This is a genomic window from Hirschia maritima DSM 19733, assembly GCF_000378345.1.
GTDB lineage: Bacteria > Pseudomonadota > Alphaproteobacteria > Caulobacterales > Hyphomonadaceae > Hirschia > Hirschia maritima.
The window spans coordinates 894296-910419 of the sequence record NZ_KB899544.1; the positions used below are offsets into that span (position 1 = coordinate 894296).

Here is a 16124-nt window from a genome sequence, read left to right on the forward strand (position 1 = left end):
GGGATAAGTTCGCTATGACGTCTGCTCTGTTTCGATGAAGAGAAGACAGTCATTATGACAAATTGGACCCCAGACTCGTGGCGGACTAAACCCGCCAAACACATTCCAGAAGATTATCCTGATCTTCAAGCACTCGCGGATGTTGAAGCTACGCTTGCAGAATATCCACCTCTTGTTTTTGCAGGTGAAGTGCGTCGTTTGAAAGAACGTTTGGGGGACGTTGCTGCTGGTCGTGCTTTCCTATTGCAGGGAGGCGATTGCGCTGAAAGTTTTAAAGAATTCAACGCCAATAATATCCGCGATACATTTCGTGTGATTTTGCAAATGGCGATCACACTGACTTATGCTGCGTCAAAGCCTGTTGTAAAAGTTGGTCGTATTGCTGGGCAGTTCGCTAAACCCCGCTCAAGCCCAGTTGAAGTAAAAGGTGACGTTACTTTGCCATCATACCGAGGTGACATCATCAACGGTATGGCATTTACAGCAGAAAGTCGTGCACCAGACCCTCAACGTCTGATCCGTGCATATAATCAGTCAGCGGCGACGATGAACTTGGTGAGAGCGTTCTCACGTGGTGGGTATGCGGATCTGCACAATCTGAACAAATGGATGTTGGGATTTGTTGATCAATCACCACAAGGGGAGCGTTTCCAGAAGATTGCAACTCAAATTAATGAGGCTGTCGATTTTATGGAATCGATCGGGCTGACACCTGAAAACACACCCATGATGAGTGAGACTGAATTCTATACTTCTCACGAAGCTTTATTGCTGGGCTATGAGCAAGCATTGACACGCGAAGATTCAACAATTCCAAATCAGACAGTAGATACATCTGCTCACATGGTTTGGATTGGCGATCGTACACGTCAATTGGACGGTGCTCATGTTGAATTTTGCCGTGGGGTAATCAATCCTATTGGTATGAAATGTGGTCCAACTCTTGACCCAGATGAGCTGATTCGTTTGATCGACAAGCTTAATCCTGAAGATGAACCAGGAAAAATGGTGCTGATTGCTCGTTTTGGTGCGGATAAAGTGGAAGATGGCCTGTCCAAGCTGGTCCGCCGTGTCGAGCAAGAAGGTCGTTCTGTCGTTTGGTCTTGTGATCCAATGCATGGCAACACTCTTACTTCTGAGTCTGGCTATAAAACGCGCCCTGTGGATAGAATTCTGTCTGAGGTGGCCCAGTTTATAGACGTTGTTTCAGGTGAAGGCGCTTATCCTGGCGGTGTTCACTTCGAGATGACAGGGCAAGATGTAACAGAGTGTTTAGGTGGTGCTCGTGACATCACAGATGCTGACCTTTCATCTCGTTATCACACTCATTGCGACCCTCGATTGAACGGTGAGCAAGCACTTGAACTAGCATTTCTGATTGCAGAAAAGCTTCAATCTAAAAAATCAGATGTGGCACTAGCGGCGCAATAGGTATAAACCTCCCTCGCTGGCCACTCGGCTAGCGAAGGAGCCTGCCGATGTCATTAAAAATAGCAAACAAATTACCTGTTTGGGCGAAACCTGAGCAAGTTTTTGACCTTTTAAGATTAGCTTTCCCAGTCGCGTTGTCTCGACTGTCACTGCCAATTATGTCAGTGACAGACGCTGTTGTGCTTGGTCGAATGGCTCAACTTGAAGTTCCATACATCACCATTGCTTGGTTATTGCTAAGTATTGGGATGGCCGCAGGTATGGGGGTTCTTCAAGGTGTGCAGGTATTTACCGCAGAATTAAACGCAACGGGTCACTACAAAGATACTGGACGTGTATTTAGGCGCGGTATGTGGGTAGGGGGCGCGATTGGTCTTGCCAGCATGGCTATGATCATTTTTGGAGCCAAGCCTCTCTATGGGTTTTTAGGGCTTCAATCTGATGTTATTCAGGGGGCCTCATCAGCTGCTTCAATTCTGGCTTATGGAATGATCGGTCATATGCTTGTATTTGGGGCGACAATGTACCTTGAAGCATTGCGTAGGCCGGCGTGGGTTACAATCGTGACTTATGTAGGTGTAGCAGCGAACCTAATTTTCAATTTGGCTCTAGTTGCCGGCTGGTGGGGTTTTGACCCTATGGGTGCTGATGGTGTCGCCTGGGCTACTACTGGTTCACGTGCTGTTGTTGCAATATTATTGATTGCGCTCGTGGCAATGTTCACTCCCGGGTTTAAAAAGTCAGCACCTGCACCTAAGGATGAATTTATTCGTCAAAATACAGTTGGAATAGGTGGAGCCATTGCCAATATGGCGGAATTTGCAACTTTCAACTTAACGTTTGTAATTGCGACATTGGCGAGCAAGTTGAATGGGGTTTTGTTTTCTCTTGCTATTCAACCTATCTTTTTCAGCTTCATGTTGTTCGTTGGGATCGCGACTGCCACATCGGTACGAGTTGCAGAAAATTATGGTCGCAAGGACTTTGAGGGGGTGAGAAATGCATCGCGCCTTGGAGTGTTTGCAACTATCACTGCGGGTGTATTTGTTACGGCGCTAATTTATGTTCTGCAAACGCCGCTGGCGGTCGGAATGGCAAGTAGTCCTGAGGCTGCTGAATACAACACAATCGGATTGCTTGCTCCAGTTATCGGGATCGCTGCATTTGTTGTACTGTTTGATGGCTTGCAAGCAGTTGCATCCACAGCTCTTCGTGCGCAGGAAGTTGTCTGGCGTCCTGCTGCTGTCCACATAGGTGCGTATATTACGGTGATGTTGCCATTGGTCTACTGGTTGACGTTAGTTAAAGGCTTGGGAGCTGAAGGAGCAATGTGGGGTGTTGCTATTGGTTCGCTGGTCGTAGGTATTGGTCAAATCATATTGCTTGAATGGAAAACGGCGCGATACAAATAAGTACCGCGCCGCATCCAAATATCGTTTAAATATCTCAACAAAGTGAGATGATAATTCTAAAGGTCTTTTAGAACTGAAGCAGGCTTAAACGCAGCCGAAGTTTTCTTCGGAATTGTCATCGGCTTACCTGTAGCAGGGTTGCGGCCTTGACGCTCTTCACGTGTCTTAGCCAAGAAAGTACCAAAACCTGCTAGAGCAACTTGCTCACCCTTTTTAAGCTCACCGGCAATTGTATCCAGTACAGCATCTACGGCGCGACCAGCGTCAGATTGAGTCATGCTAGCAGCTTCAGCAACTTGCTTTGTTAGTTCGGACTTGTTCATTTTGTCCCTCCTGAAAAACGATCCGCCGCCCATTAACGCGGCGACTGGCGAGATCACGCCGTTATTTGGCCAATTAGTAAAGCCTTTAACTGTCGAAAAAGCCCATAAACAGGGGCTTATAGGCCAAAAATCCATCCTTCTTCAGATGAAATTGCAGTTTTGGCCGCTTTTGACGCTGATTCTGGTCCCTCAAACAGCATTCCGATTCTACCTTTTTCGTCCAAATCAGCGATATATTCAGCCATGATTCGGACTTCAGATTCGTCTTTTATTTCAGTTTCAGCTGCTTTGCCCTTTAGCATTGCAGGAAATACTTCAGCTGCAACGATGGAAATTCCGTCTAGTGTTTCTTCAGTGGCCTGCTCTAAAGGTAACTCAAATGGCCAGATACGTAAGCCATCAAAATCCTTACGAAGTTTGTGAAGTACAGGCAGGCCCGTCATGGTTTGACCACCTACAGCACCAGCATAGGCAATTTTCCAAATCGGTTGCGGCTTAGCCAACTTTTTCTTTATCAAAGCGGTTTCGACACGACGGAATTCTTTCATATCACCAGCTTCGTGCTCTCTCGCTTTTGTCACGGACAAGGTAGTCAGCGCATCGCGCTTAGGACATCCCCAGAATGGAAAAGGCCCATCAGATATTAAGCGGTTCATACGTGCTGCCAATGCAAAACGATTATTGCTGTTATCTGGTTTGTCTTTCATTTCCTTGGCTAAGAAATCGCGCATAGTTTCCCAACCTGCACCACCTTTTAATCCAAGTTTTTTAGAAGTGCCCTCTGGAAAACCAAGTGGGAAACCAAAACCCAGGAAAATACGGTCTCCCCGATTCAATAAGCGGGTCGCTAGTTCTTGAATTTGACGATAAGCTTCTTCGCGTGTTGCGGGATTTGATGCACGGAAAGTTAGACGCAAACGTGCGTCCGGAACGAGCGCGCCAATCCAAATAGAATCCTTGCCAGTTGTCGACTTGGAAGCTGCGCTCCAATTAACCATGATAAAGCTGTCAAACAGGCGTGGCATAACCTATCCCCAATATTCTAAATTGCTAAGATTCTACAGCGCGCCGCAGGACAGAGTTCGCTGCTGACGTGCGTGAACGAATGCTAAACATGTCAGGCAGAAAGGTTCAACCCACAGGAGAGTTTTTCACAGATCTTATTTGAGTGTTTGGCACTTTGGACGTGTGTACATGCATAAAGTGACGCAGTCGATGTAAAATATCGTAATGGTCTTTGATGGGAGAAACGCTTGCTTATTGGCTCAGGATCGGCTCTTGGTTCTTTGGATGGGTTGGGAGAGTCGTTTTAACGATCTGGAAGGATCGATTTGTGTCTGAGTTAAGAGTAGGTTTAATTGGTGCTGGTGTGTTTGCCGGATACCATGCCCAGAAGATAGTACATTATGAAGATGCTATTTTTATGGGGGTATATGATCTCAACCCTGAAGCTGCTCAAGCAGTAGTCGATAAGGTTGGAGCAGGTGAGGTCGTCAAGGATATCGACACTCTCATTTTAGTTTGCGATGCCATCATGATTGCAACCCCTGCATCCACTCACGCTCAATTAGCTGGTCGAGTGCTTCGTTCGGGCCGGCACGTTTTTGTTGAAAAGCCTTTAGCTCTTACTGGCATTGAGGCGGACGCTCTCGTTGCTCTAGCTGATGAGAAGGGCGCAACGATTCAGGTCGGTCATCAAGAGAGATTTGTTTTCGACGCAATGGGGATTCTTGGAGCATCGGAAAAGCCTATAAGTATTGAAGCTGTGCGGGCTTCGCCACCATCACCTACCGGACGCTGTGAAGATGTGAGTGTTGTATTTGATTTGATGGTGCACGACATAGACCTTGCAAATGTGTTGTTTGATAGTGTTGGTTCTGTGAAAAATGCTTCTGGTAAGATTGAGCATTCTGAAAAGACTGATGAAGCGATTGCCGAGATAGAGTATGCGGGGGGAGGAATTGCGAAATTCACTGCAAGTCGTTGTGCTCCCGAACGCAAACGCACAATGAAAATCGTGTACCCTTCAGGTGAAGTTGAGATTGACTTTTTGGCACGTACAGTTCGCAACGAAACAGAGCACGATATTAAATTAGATGTGTCTGATATATTGCCGGATCCGCTGCAAAAAGCTGACTTTGCTTTCTTCGAAGCAGCCACTGAAGAAAAACCATCACCAATTTCAGGTGAAGCAGGAGCACGCGCGGCCGCTCTAGCTGAAGCTGTTGAAAACGCTATCTCAAAACAAGTGTAAAGTAGATACCCATGACCATAGATCTATCTCAATCCGCAAATGTCGTTATCCCGCAAGCCGATGCGGATGCACCCATTCAGTTTTTTGATTTAAAAGCTCAGCAAAAATTGGTTCGTGAAAAAGTTGAAAAGCGTTTCACTACGATTTTGGATCACGGACGTCACATTGGTGGACCAGAGGTGGATGAGCTGGAACAAAAGCTGGCTCAAGCAACGGGTGCGGCAGATGCTGTTGCAGTTGGATCTGGAACGCAAGCTCTAGTGATGCCGCTGATTGCTCTTGGTTATGGGCATGGAGATGCCGTTTTTATTCCGGGATTTACATACAACGCGACAGCAAATGCAGTTCTGCTTGCTGGTGCGACACCAGTCTTCGTTGATGTTGATCCCTCAACATTCAATATGTGTCCAACAGATCTGGAGCGCCAGATTAAAGCAGTAAATGCAAGGCGTGACCTGACTGCACGAGCGATTATGCCCGTCGACCTTTATGGATTGCCGGCTGACTATACAGCAATTCAATCAATCGCCGATGCTTATAAATTGCGCGTTATTGCTGATGGTGCTCAAGCTTTTGGTGGTAAGCAAGATGGAAAGTGGGTTGGCGCTATCGCAGAAATCACTGGAACATCATTTTACCCAACTAAGACATTGGGTGGTTATGGGGATGGTGGTGCGATCCTTACAACAGATAAAGAGTTTGCTAATGTATTGAGATCTATTCGTTGGCACGGGACTGATGACCAGCGAAAATTATCTGTTCGAGTCGGAATAAATGGTCGTTGCGATAGTATTCAGTGTGCGGTTGTTAGCGACAAACTTGATATTTTCGGTGCCGAGCGTCAGCGCCGTATTGCAATTGCCAAGATTTATGATGCGCGATTAGAAGGTTTGGTACCCCTTCAAAAGGCCCAAGCGGGCGCTGAAAACGGTTATGGACTCTACACAATACGTGTTGAAAACCGTGATGATATAAGAGCTAGATTGCAGGAAAAGAGTATTCCTTCAGCGATATACTATGACACGGCTTTACATCAGATGAAGGCGTTTGAGGTATATGCTCCTGCTGGTGGATTGCCTGAATGTGAGAAGGCTGCCCGTGAGGTATTGTCCATTCCTATGCACCCATATCTTTCTGACAGTCAGGCTCATCGGGTATGTGATGAGTTGGAAACAATTTTAAGGCCTTAAAATACAGATTGTTAAATTAATCTAACGGATTGCAGCTAAAAATTCATATTCTCGAAACAACTTACCTTTAGTTGTGGTTGTATGAACATATTGCGCCCATCTGTTTACTTTGTGGACGATGATGCAATCCTTCTCGAAGGATTGCGGAGAAATCTTGCGCTTTCTAAATTGGATTGGGATTTGAAGTTTTATTCAGATCCGTTGGACGCCTTACAAGCATTTCGCAAATGTCCACCAGATATAGTCGTTTCCGACCTTCAAATGCCGGAATTAGATGGTTTGCAGATGCTACGACAAATGCAGTCTAGTGATGTTGAGTTTAGAACAAAGTTTATTGTTCTTACTGGTTCCGGTGATTTGTCTGCAGCCGTGAATGCGATAAATGAACTGCAAGTTTTTAGATTTTTACAAAAGCCCATCGCTAGAGAAAGTGTGATAGAGGCCATTCATAATGGTCTAGATGAATTAGATCGTAGTGGTAGTGGTGCTATGGCGAACGGGCATGCAGAAGCTGCGTTGGGATTAATTAACGCAGCCATTATAGTTGCCACGAAAGAAGGAAGAATCGTTTATTCAAATTCTGCTGGCGACAAGATGCTCAATAGTGAACAGGGGCTATCAATCGGAATTGATGGCATTTGTAGAGCTTCCAACAGTGAAGATACAAAAGCATTGCACGAAATGCTGAATACTGCATTTGAAGATCCTGATGACCACGTTAGGTGGCTAACCATTGACCAAACAAACGACACTGAACAACCGCACAGTTTTGTTGCCATACCTCAGGGGGCAACCGATGAAGACCGGAGTGTTGTTATCTTATCCACATTTGGGCAATCCAAATCATCTTTAAATGTTGATGTGCTTCAAAGTATGTTTGGTCTAACGCCGGCTGAAGCTGCAATAGCATTGGAAATAACAATGGGTGGCAAATTAGAAGATGCTGCTCGTCAGTCTGGAATTACTGTTTCGAGTGCGCGGACGTATTTAAAACGAGTGTTTGGAAAAACTGGTGCAAATCGACAGGCAGATTTAGTAAAGCTCATTTTGACGTCGCCTGCTGCTTTGGTGAAGAAGCAGGCGTGAGATTAACGTCCACTATAGAGGGATTTTACCAACGTCTTGTGTAGATTTCACAGGAATGAAGATTTTGGCTTTCGTGCCAGAGCCTTTAAGGCTTTCTATTTCAAAAAATCCACCCAGAGTTTCTGCCGTTGCAAGCGCGAGAGGTAATCCTAAGCCGGATCCAATTTCTTCCGAATGAGCATTTCGATTGATGTAGCTGCTATCTTTTAGGTTGGACATAACTGATTCAGTGTCCAAGCCGCATCCGCTATCTGTGATTTCAAACATGATATGGCTATCATCTTCACCACTTATCTCGACGTTGATTTCAACTTCGGATTCTGTTTTAGAGAATTTTATCGCATTCGAGATCAATTCAGACAAAGCGCGGCGCAATAACCTCTCATCAGATGAAATGTCTATAGGTGAAGAAGGTGTCGCTAAGTTGACCTTCATACCTTTCGCAAGGGCGAGTTTTTTGTGTGGTTGAGAGGCGTGCCGTATTAGTTTTTGTACGTCGATATTCTCTATACTTGGTTCGTATTTTTGAGATTGCATCGCCACGAGATCAAGTATTGTCTCAGAGGTATCCAAGACTGCATTTCCATTTTCGATTATTTGACTGGCAAACTCTTTAGGCGTTCCTTTCAGCGCTTGATCATTGTAGATCATTTTTGCAAAATCGACCATTTGAGACAATGGAATCTGAAGTTCTTTGTGAAACTTACTCAATAGATTTGACGCTGCTTTATCGGGTGCTTCTCGTTGCTCGAATGCTTTCGCCCCATCACGGATCGCATTGGCAATATCGTCAGCTGAACAGGGTTTCTGTAGGAAGCGAAACACTTCACATTCGTTTAGAGCTTGCAGCGTTAAATCTAGATCATGTGCTCCTGACAGCATAATTCTGGAAGTATTTGGGGACAGGTTTTGTGCCTGTTTCAAAAATTCGATTCCATCCATGGCAGGCATGTGCATATCAGAGATGATAACCGCAAAATTCTCCTTGTCCGCAAGACGGTCCAATGCCTGCATTGCATTGATTGCAACCTCAATGTGGAATTGTTTTCTCAGAGCACGCTTGAGGGTCAGAAGAACGGGTAATTCGTCATCGACAATGAGTACCTTCGGGGCATCTTTTAAAGCTACATTTTTTGGAGTTGTGGAATGAGCGAGTGATAACATTCGGTGTCCAATCTGCTGCGTTGTTTGTTTTACCTTAGATTGAAGTTTTGGATGATGCTGTCCCCAAACGGGGATATTTTGTTCGCATATGACGAGTTATTATTGAACAATAGTACAAGAAGAAAGGAGAAGCACATGCAAGGCATGGTTTTTACTGAATTCTTGAAGATGGTTGATGAGTATTACTCTCCTGAAATTACTGAAAAAGTAATCAGTGAGTGTAAAATGGAGACGAATGGAGCTTACACTAGTGTAGGTAATTATTCGCATACCGAACTGGTATCACTCGTCGTGGCGCTCGCTAAACATGATACTAAATCTGTACAGCAATTAGTGCGGGCGTTTGGGAACTATCTTCTAGAAAGGTTTTCACAAACATACTCAGACTTTTTCGATGAATACGATGATGTTTTTGATTTTTTTGATAAAATTGGGCCTCATGTTCACAATGAGGTGATGAAGCTGTATCCAGATTCATCCCCTCCTTCAATTTCTACAAAGCGTATTTCTGAAGAGAGTACTCAATTGTTTTACAAGTCTCATCGATGCCTCGGAGATGCAGCTCATGGTCTAATTGAGGGAGCGTTAGAGTATTATGCAACTGAAGCGATTATTGAGCGGAACGATCTGAATGAAAAAGATGGGTGTTTCGTATGTTTTACGATCACCAAACTACCACGCAAAAAACACTAAATGAGTACGGTTTCACACCGCACTTGAGCACTGAATAAAGAACAGGTCTCCACTATCCCCAAACGGGGATATTGGCGGGAGTTGAAAAATTATAGAATAGGGAAAATAACGACTTAGAATTGGGAGGACAGTCTATATGTTGGAAAAGGTTTCTGATGAGCAGACTGTAGAAATTTTAAGTGCGAGGCTAGAGCGCGAAAAGAGTGCAAGAGAGCAGGCTGAAGAACTTTTAGAAAGCAAAAGTCGTTCTTTGTACCAAACCAATCAAGCGCTTGAAAAGGTAGCTGAAAACCTAGAAGGTCAACGGCAGCAATTAAACACTATTCTTGATCACACATTTGCAGGCATTTTGCTTGTGAATGATCGAATGAATGTCATTCAATCCAATAAATCCGCTAATGAGATGTTTGGTCTTAAACAAGATGATTTGCTGGATTTAAAAGTTTTCGACCTCTTCGAACGGTCTGATTCAATTTCACGACTTTTGAAGACTAAATCCAAACGAAACAACAACGACACTCATTTTGAAACGAATGCACGCAGTAATGATACTGGGATTTTTCCAGTCGAAGTTGGCGTAAGCACAATTGAGAAAAATGATGGTCGACATGCCATGGTTTGGATCATCAATGATATTACGCGAAGACGTCGTGAAGAAGGGCGACGCAAGCAGTTAGAGAAAGAGCTTAGTCAGGCGCAAAAACTGGAAGCGCTGGGTACTCTTGCCTCCGGTGTCGCTCATGAAATTAACACGCCAATCCAGTATGTTGGAGATAATATGCGTTTCTTGGCAGAAGCGCTGAGTGATATCTCCGATGTGATGAAATTGTATCAGGCGAATGCTACATCTCAAGAAATTGATGAGAAGTCTGAGGAAGCTGATTTAGAATTTTTGATGGATGAAATTCCTGAAGCTATCGACCAGTCTTTAAAAGGGCTTGAGCAAGTTGCTGCGATAGTCAAAGCCATTAAAGAGTTCTCTCATCCAGGGCAGGATGGTGCCGAAGTTGTTGATCTAAACGAGACAATAGAAACGACTTTGACGGTGACACGCAATCAATGGAAATATGTTGCGGAAGTTGACTTGGATTTAGCGGACAATCTCACAGAAGTTCCGTGTAGCAAAAGCGAAATCAACCAAGTTCTTGTAAATCTTATTGTGAATGCAGCAGATGCCATTGCTGAGCGCAAAGAAAAAGTTCTTGGCAAAATCTCTATAAAAACCAGTGAAGATAATAATTGGGTGAATATCGTTGTTTCCGACACAGGTGTCGGCATGCCTAAAGATGTTCAGGAGCGGATGTTTGACCCATTCTTCACGACGAAGGATGTCGGTAAAGGGTCCGGTCAAGGGTTAGCCATTCTATACAATATCATCCGCCTTAAACACAAAGGTGATATCCAATGTAAATCAGATGTTGGGAAGGGAACGAGTTTTACAATACGTCTTCCCGTGTCTCCCGACGCTGTAAGTCAGCAGGAGGCATAATATGAAATACTTGATCGCCTTTATTGATGATGAACCGAACATTTTACGTGGACTTAGGCGATTGTTGAGATCCAAAAGAGATGTTTGGGAAATGGTGTTTTTAGAAGGTGGCGAGGTTGCCATTGATTGGATCTCCAAGAACGAACCAGATGCAATTGTCACAGATATGCGCATGCCCACGGTGGATGGAGCAAAAGTTCTTGAATATGCGGCTTCTCACAAAAAAGGGCGTATAAGAATTGTGCTTTCAGGGGAAGCGGATAGAGACCTGACGCGTCGTACTGTCGGGCGGTCGCATCAGTTCTTTTCCAAACCTTGCAATGAGACCAGTCTGATTAGGGCAATCGAAGCTGCATTCACCTCATGTGAAGATGTATTATCACCTGAAATGCAGAGATATGTGTCCAATATTACGACTCTGCCCGGCGCAACAAAAACTCACGATGCATTGGAAAAAGCCTTCAAATCAGGTTCTATTTCAGAACTTAGTCAAGCTGTTGCTCACGATCCAGCACTTGCTTTACGAGTGCTTCAACTTGCTAATTCTTCGTATTTTGGACGTCCAAATGATACCCTCAGTATTGCATCAGCGGTAGACAATGTTGGCATAGAAATACTCGCAGAACTTTGGGAGACGGGATCTCTCTTGGCGGCTCCAGACACTAAGGAAATAGATGCTCATTTAGCGGAATACACAGACTTAGCCGTTGAAACAGCGCAAAAACTGTATGCGATGAGCCAAGAAGAAGGCGTTTCGGATGCAGAATGTGAAGATGCTTATGCAATAGGGTTACTGTCTTGGGTTGGCGAAGTGATACGTTCCTGCGGAACTGAAGAGCTTAGAGCTCATTTGCACGAAAAAGGTGCTGTGACCGCCGCCGCATACGTGTGCTGTCTGTCAGGAATGCCACCGCGTGTTTCTCAGATAATGGAACATCTAGTAAATGCAAAAGGATGCGGTGGAAGTGCGGAACAAAGGGCGGAAGAAATAGGCCGTGTGAAATACAATAGAGTTGAGGCATTCTAAGCATGAGTGAAAAGATAAGAGTTCTTTTTGTTGATGATGATGAAAACTTGCTGAATGCAATCAAGCGAACATTGCGAAAAGATCTAGATATTGAAATAGCAACAGGCGCGATTGATGGTCTACGCATGTTGGACAAAAATGGACCATTTTCAGTTCTTGTATCTGATCAAAATATGCCCAAAGTGGATGGTGCAACATTCCTTGCGAAAGTGAAGAAGCATTTTCCAAATACTGTGCGAATAATGCTAACTGGGAATAGTGATCAGCATACGGCCATTTCAGCGATCAACGATGCCGAGGCGTTTAGGTTTGTGAACAAGCCTTGTAGAACATCTCAGCTTCTTGAAATAATCAAAGAAGCCCACGACCATCACTTGCAACTCGCAACCGAGTATTCTGTTCTTGAAGAAACAGTAGCGGGTAGCATTAAATTGATGACTGACATGTTGTCGATGGCGTACCCAGATAGGTTTAAGCGTACAATGCTGGTCACTCAATGGGCAGAGGCAGCGTGTAAGGCGTTAGATATTGAATATACATGGGAATTGAAAACCGCCTGCGCTTTGTGGCCGATTGGTGATACATTACTTCCTGAAGCATTAGCAGCCAAACGGAATACTCAGGATGCGCTAACCGCTGAAGAGCGCCAAACTGTTATGGCAGCAGGTGTTTCCGCGAGTGAAATGTTGGGAAATATTCCTAGGCTACAAGGTGTTGCCCGTCTGATGCTGATGACGACTCCGGCGGGAAGCATGATGGCGGAGAATAAGAAGCCTGGCCCCGACGCACGATTGCTGCAGATTTTGATCGATTTATCCCGTTGTGTTGATCCTTCAGGCCCAATTAAAATTAATGCGGCCTTCAATCAGTTAGTCAAAAATATCAATGCATATGATGCAGGTATTTTTACTGCCTTACCTCCAATTTTGAAAAATGTTGGAAAGAAGAAGGAAGTGAAGCAGTTGCATGAGATAACTGCTGGTGGTCTATGTGAGGGAGATTTGCTTACGACTGACCTCAAAGACGACACAGGCAAGTTGATTTTAGCATCAGGTCAGGTTGTTTCAGAAACAGCTGCAAATACCGTTTCGAGGCTATATTCGAGCGGAGCGATATCCATGCGAATGAAGGTGATGCGCAACACTGAACCTGCCGCAGCCTAGTTTATCTGAATATTATTGCATCTTCATTGAAATGAATTATTGCTCGATAGGCCGACGCGCACTAAGTCTATGGCATGAATGATAGATTAACCATATTATCTGCACAGCTGAACGCAACTGTTGGTGATGTAGATGCTAACCTAGAAAAAGCACTTGCAGCCCTAGATGAAGCACACGCAACGGGTGCGGATCTGGTTGTGCTGCCAGAGCTATTTCTGTGTGGATATCCTCCTGAAGATTTGGTTTTAAAGCCAGCACTATCTGAAGCGTGTATGCGGGCTGCCAAGCACTTAGCAGCGAAAACTCGGATAGATGGCCCCGGTGTTGTTATAGGATTGCCTGTTTGGGATGAAGGGGAAGAGCTTCCCTACAATTCGGTCGCTCTAATAGCAGATGGCGAAATCAAAGAAGTGCGCCATAAATACGAACTGCCAAATTACGATGTGTTTGATGAGAAGCGTACGTTCAAACAAGGCCCCAAACCTCTTCCAGTGGGATTTCGTGGCTACACCTTAGGCCTCCCTATTTGTGAAGATATTTGGCTGGAAGCTGTTCCCGATGCCTTGAAAGAAAAGGGCGCTGAAATACTAATCAGTCCCAATGGTTCTCCATGGCGTCGCAATGCAAGAGAAGCGCGTCTGGAAGCTTTTTCAAAGTGGGCTGATCTTCGCCTCCCATTGGTGTATGTAAATCAAGTTGGAGGACAGGACGAAATCGCATTTGATGGAGAGTCTTTTGCTATTGATGCGCGAGGTCGTATCGTCCAGCAGCTACCTGACTTTGAAGAAGCCTATGATGTAACTGTCTGGGAACGCACCCCCATGGGGTTAATGTGCGTTGAAGGAAAAAAAGCTGAGCTGTGTTCTGATCTTGAAGAGACATATCTTGCTGCCATGATGGGACTTGGAGATTATGTCAAAAAGACAGGTTTCCCAGGTGTGTTGATAGGTCTCTCCGGCGGTATTGATAGCGCAATTGTGGCTGCTATTGCTGTGGACGCATTGGGCGCTGACAATGTTTGGTGTGTCATGATGCCTTCGCGATATACTTCTCAGGAAAGCTTACAAGACGCAAAGCAATGTGCAGAGGCGCTGGGCGTTAAATACGAGAAAATTATCATTTCTCCCGCGGTGTCGGCATTTGATAAAATGTTGGCGAGTTCATTCGCTGAAACAACGCCAGATACAACAGAAGAGAATATCCAGTCGCGCATACGTGGGCTAACGTTGATGGCACTTTCCAATAAGTTTGGTCATATGGTGACAACGACAGGTAACAAGTCTGAAATGGCCGTTGGGTATGCCACTCTGTATGGGGATATGTGCGGCGGATATAATCCGCTAAAAGACATCTATAAAACGGAAGTATTTGAATTGGCGCGTTGGAGAAATGCCAATGTACCCAAAAATGCTGAAGGTCCCTCAGGTATCGTTATTCCTGAAAACATCATCACTAAACCACCTTCCGCTGAATTGCGAGAAGATCAAAAAGATGAAGATTCTTTGCCTCCTTATCACATTCTAGATGACATCCTTTATGGATTGATCGAACGTGAGGAGAGCATTGAAACAATCGTTGAACGCGGTCATTTTGAAGATACGGTTCGGCGAATAGATAGTTTGGTGCGTATCAATGAATATAAACGACGCCAAGCTCCACCAGGAGTTAAGATAGGGGATAAGAACTTTGGCCGTGGACGTCGTTACCCATTGGTGAATAGGTACCGGGATGCGTGACCCTATTTTAAAATACTCTAAGTCCTCCGGTTTTTACGTGGATGCCAAGAAAGATTTTTTCTCAAGCAATCAGGCTCTGCTAGAAAAAGCTCAGAGCCAAAACGCTTCATATGCGAGCGGGCCTGCGAGAACGAATTGTAAAATCTGCGGCCACAGTCTGCCTAACGAAACAGACTTCAAATCACATGGTGTGGAATACGTATTTTGCCGTGACTGTAATCATCTCAATGGCCGTTATGACGATACTAAGGAGTTCATTGAAGAGCTCTATGTTTCTGAAGATGGCGAAGATTATTCAAAAAACTACATAGACGATAATTATGTATCTCGAGCTGAGAAGATTTATATTCCCAAAGTGGAGTTTTTGAAGGAGAGTTTACCGCGAACTCCTACCGGTATTTTAGATGTCGGCTGCGGCGGCGGTTATTTTGTCTATGCTGCTCAGAAAATGGGATATCCATCGCTGGGCGTAGATGTCAGCAAGACAATGACGCAGTTTGGCAATCAACAAATTCGAAATCTGATGGGATGTGAGCCATTACACTGTGTTGATGAAACTGAATTGTATGAAGCTATTCGGTATACAGCTTTTGATGTTGTGTCAGCAATTGGTGTCATTGAGCATTTAAGAGAGCCTCAACGTTTTTTTGAAGCAGTGAAGAATAGCCGCGCTTCCTTCCTCTATTACTCTGTACCGATGTTCTCACTTTCTGCTCTGCTCGAGAACTCATTGCCAAATGTTTTTCCGCGTCAGTTGTCAGGTGGGCACACTCATCTTTTTACAGAAAAGTCGCTTGTGAAAATGCATGAGTTGATAGGCGCACAAAGTATAGCTGAATGGAGGTTTGGAACTGATGTTATGGACCTATATCGCGCACTGAACGTTGGAATTCAGGAAAACTGCGGTTCGGATTATGCTCATACACAAATTTCAGAAGGTATGGCAGGATTGATTGATGACCTTCAGTCTGTCTTTGATAGAAACCACTTTTGTTCAGAAATTCACGTGCTCGTTTCTTGCTCAGATTCTCGTTTTAAGTGAATAATCAGTGTTAATTTTGCCGGATTTTTGGTTTTTTTCGATTTGGCAAATAAGTTTTGCGCAAGTCTCTCGCTTTTTCTGAAATTCCAGTTAGAAATGTACGTAATAGTATAT

Annotated in this window: 14 protein-coding genes; 11 read left to right on the forward strand and 3 right to left on the reverse strand. The window is 44.6% G+C overall.

The window, feature by feature from the left end; genetic code table 11:
- The first annotated feature begins 54 nt into the window (after positions 1–54).
- Together F551_RS0104240 and F551_RS0104245 are read left to right on the forward strand one after the other, a co-directional pair.
- Positions 55–1431: a class II 3-deoxy-7-phosphoheptulonate synthase gene (locus tag F551_RS0104240; RefSeq protein WP_018996242.1), complete on the forward strand. Its 1377-nt coding sequence runs from the start codon at positions 55–57 to the stop codon at positions 1429–1431.
- Positions 1432–1478: 47 nt separating this feature from the next.
- Positions 1479–2843, forward strand: coding sequence for an MATE family efflux transporter (locus F551_RS0104245; protein WP_018996243.1), 1365 nt, complete (start codon positions 1479–1481; stop codon positions 2841–2843).
- Between the two features lie 56 nt (positions 2844–2899).
- On the opposite strand, the gene F551_RS0104250 is transcribed toward F551_RS0104245, so the two are convergent.
- Entirely contained in the window at positions 2900–3199 is a 300-nt protein-coding gene (locus F551_RS0104250) for an HU family DNA-binding protein (protein ID WP_267878874.1), read from the reverse strand.
- An 83-nt stretch (positions 3200–3282) separates the two neighbouring features.
- Positions 3283–4191, reverse strand: coding sequence for a hypothetical protein (locus tag F551_RS0104255; protein WP_018996245.1), 909 nt, complete (start codon positions 4189–4191; stop codon positions 3283–3285).
- 308 nt (positions 4192–4499) lie between these two features.
- Between F551_RS0104255 and F551_RS0104260 the strand changes: the two genes are divergently transcribed.
- The 3 genes from F551_RS0104260 to F551_RS17055 all read left to right on the forward strand — a co-directional run bounded on the left by F551_RS0104260 (position 4500) and on the right by F551_RS17055 (position 7696).
- Positions 4500–5420 carry a Gfo/Idh/MocA family protein gene (locus tag F551_RS0104260; RefSeq protein WP_026296641.1) on the forward strand — a complete coding sequence of 307 codons (921 nt, stop codon included), beginning with the start codon at positions 4500–4502 and terminating at the stop codon, positions 5418–5420.
- An 11-nt stretch (positions 5421–5431) separates the two neighbouring features.
- Positions 5432–6610, forward strand: a complete 1179-nt coding sequence (locus tag F551_RS0104265) for a DegT/DnrJ/EryC1/StrS family aminotransferase (RefSeq protein WP_018996247.1) — start codon at positions 5432–5434, stop codon at positions 6608–6610.
- A gap of 81 nt (positions 6611–6691) precedes the next feature.
- On the forward strand, positions 6692–7696 hold the full coding sequence (locus F551_RS17055; protein WP_018996248.1) for a DNA-binding response regulator: 1005 nt from the start codon (positions 6692–6694) through the stop codon (positions 7694–7696).
- A gap of 12 nt (positions 7697–7708) precedes the next feature.
- On the opposite strand, the gene F551_RS17060 is transcribed toward F551_RS17055, so the two are convergent.
- Positions 7709–8860: a hybrid sensor histidine kinase/response regulator gene (locus tag F551_RS17060; RefSeq protein ID WP_018996249.1), complete on the reverse strand. Its 1152-nt coding sequence runs from the start codon at positions 8858–8860 to the stop codon at positions 7709–7711.
- A 135-nt stretch (positions 8861–8995) separates the two neighbouring features.
- On the opposite strand from F551_RS17060, the gene F551_RS0104280 reads away from it, so the two are divergent.
- The 6 genes from F551_RS0104280 (at position 8996) to F551_RS0104305 (ending at position 16010) form a co-directional block, all read left to right on the forward strand.
- Positions 8996–9553: a heme NO-binding domain-containing protein gene (locus tag F551_RS0104280; RefSeq protein WP_026296642.1), complete on the forward strand. Its 558-nt coding sequence runs from the start codon at positions 8996–8998 to the stop codon at positions 9551–9553.
- A 136-nt stretch (positions 9554–9689) separates the two neighbouring features.
- Complete coding sequence (locus F551_RS17065; RefSeq protein WP_018996251.1) at positions 9690–11042, forward strand: PAS domain-containing sensor histidine kinase; 1353 nt, start codon at positions 9690–9692, stop codon at positions 11040–11042.
- 1 nt (position 11043) lies between these two features.
- On the forward strand, positions 11044–12069 hold the full coding sequence (locus F551_RS0104290) for a response regulator (protein ID WP_018996252.1): 1026 nt from the start codon (positions 11044–11046) through the stop codon (positions 12067–12069).
- A 2-nt stretch (positions 12070–12071) separates the two neighbouring features.
- Entirely contained in the window at positions 12072–13232 is a 1161-nt protein-coding gene (locus F551_RS0104295; protein ID WP_018996253.1) for a response regulator, read from the forward strand.
- 74 nt (positions 13233–13306) lie between these two features.
- Complete coding sequence (locus F551_RS0104300; RefSeq protein WP_018996254.1) at positions 13307–14968, forward strand: NAD+ synthase; 1662 nt, start codon at positions 13307–13309, stop codon at positions 14966–14968.
- Positions 14961–16010: a methyltransferase domain-containing protein gene (locus tag F551_RS0104305; RefSeq protein WP_018996255.1), complete on the forward strand. Its 1050-nt coding sequence runs from the start codon at positions 14961–14963 to the stop codon at positions 16008–16010. The genes F551_RS0104300 and F551_RS0104305 overlap by 8 nt, the downstream gene beginning before the upstream one ends.
- The last annotated feature ends 114 nt before the right edge of the window (positions 16011–16124 follow it).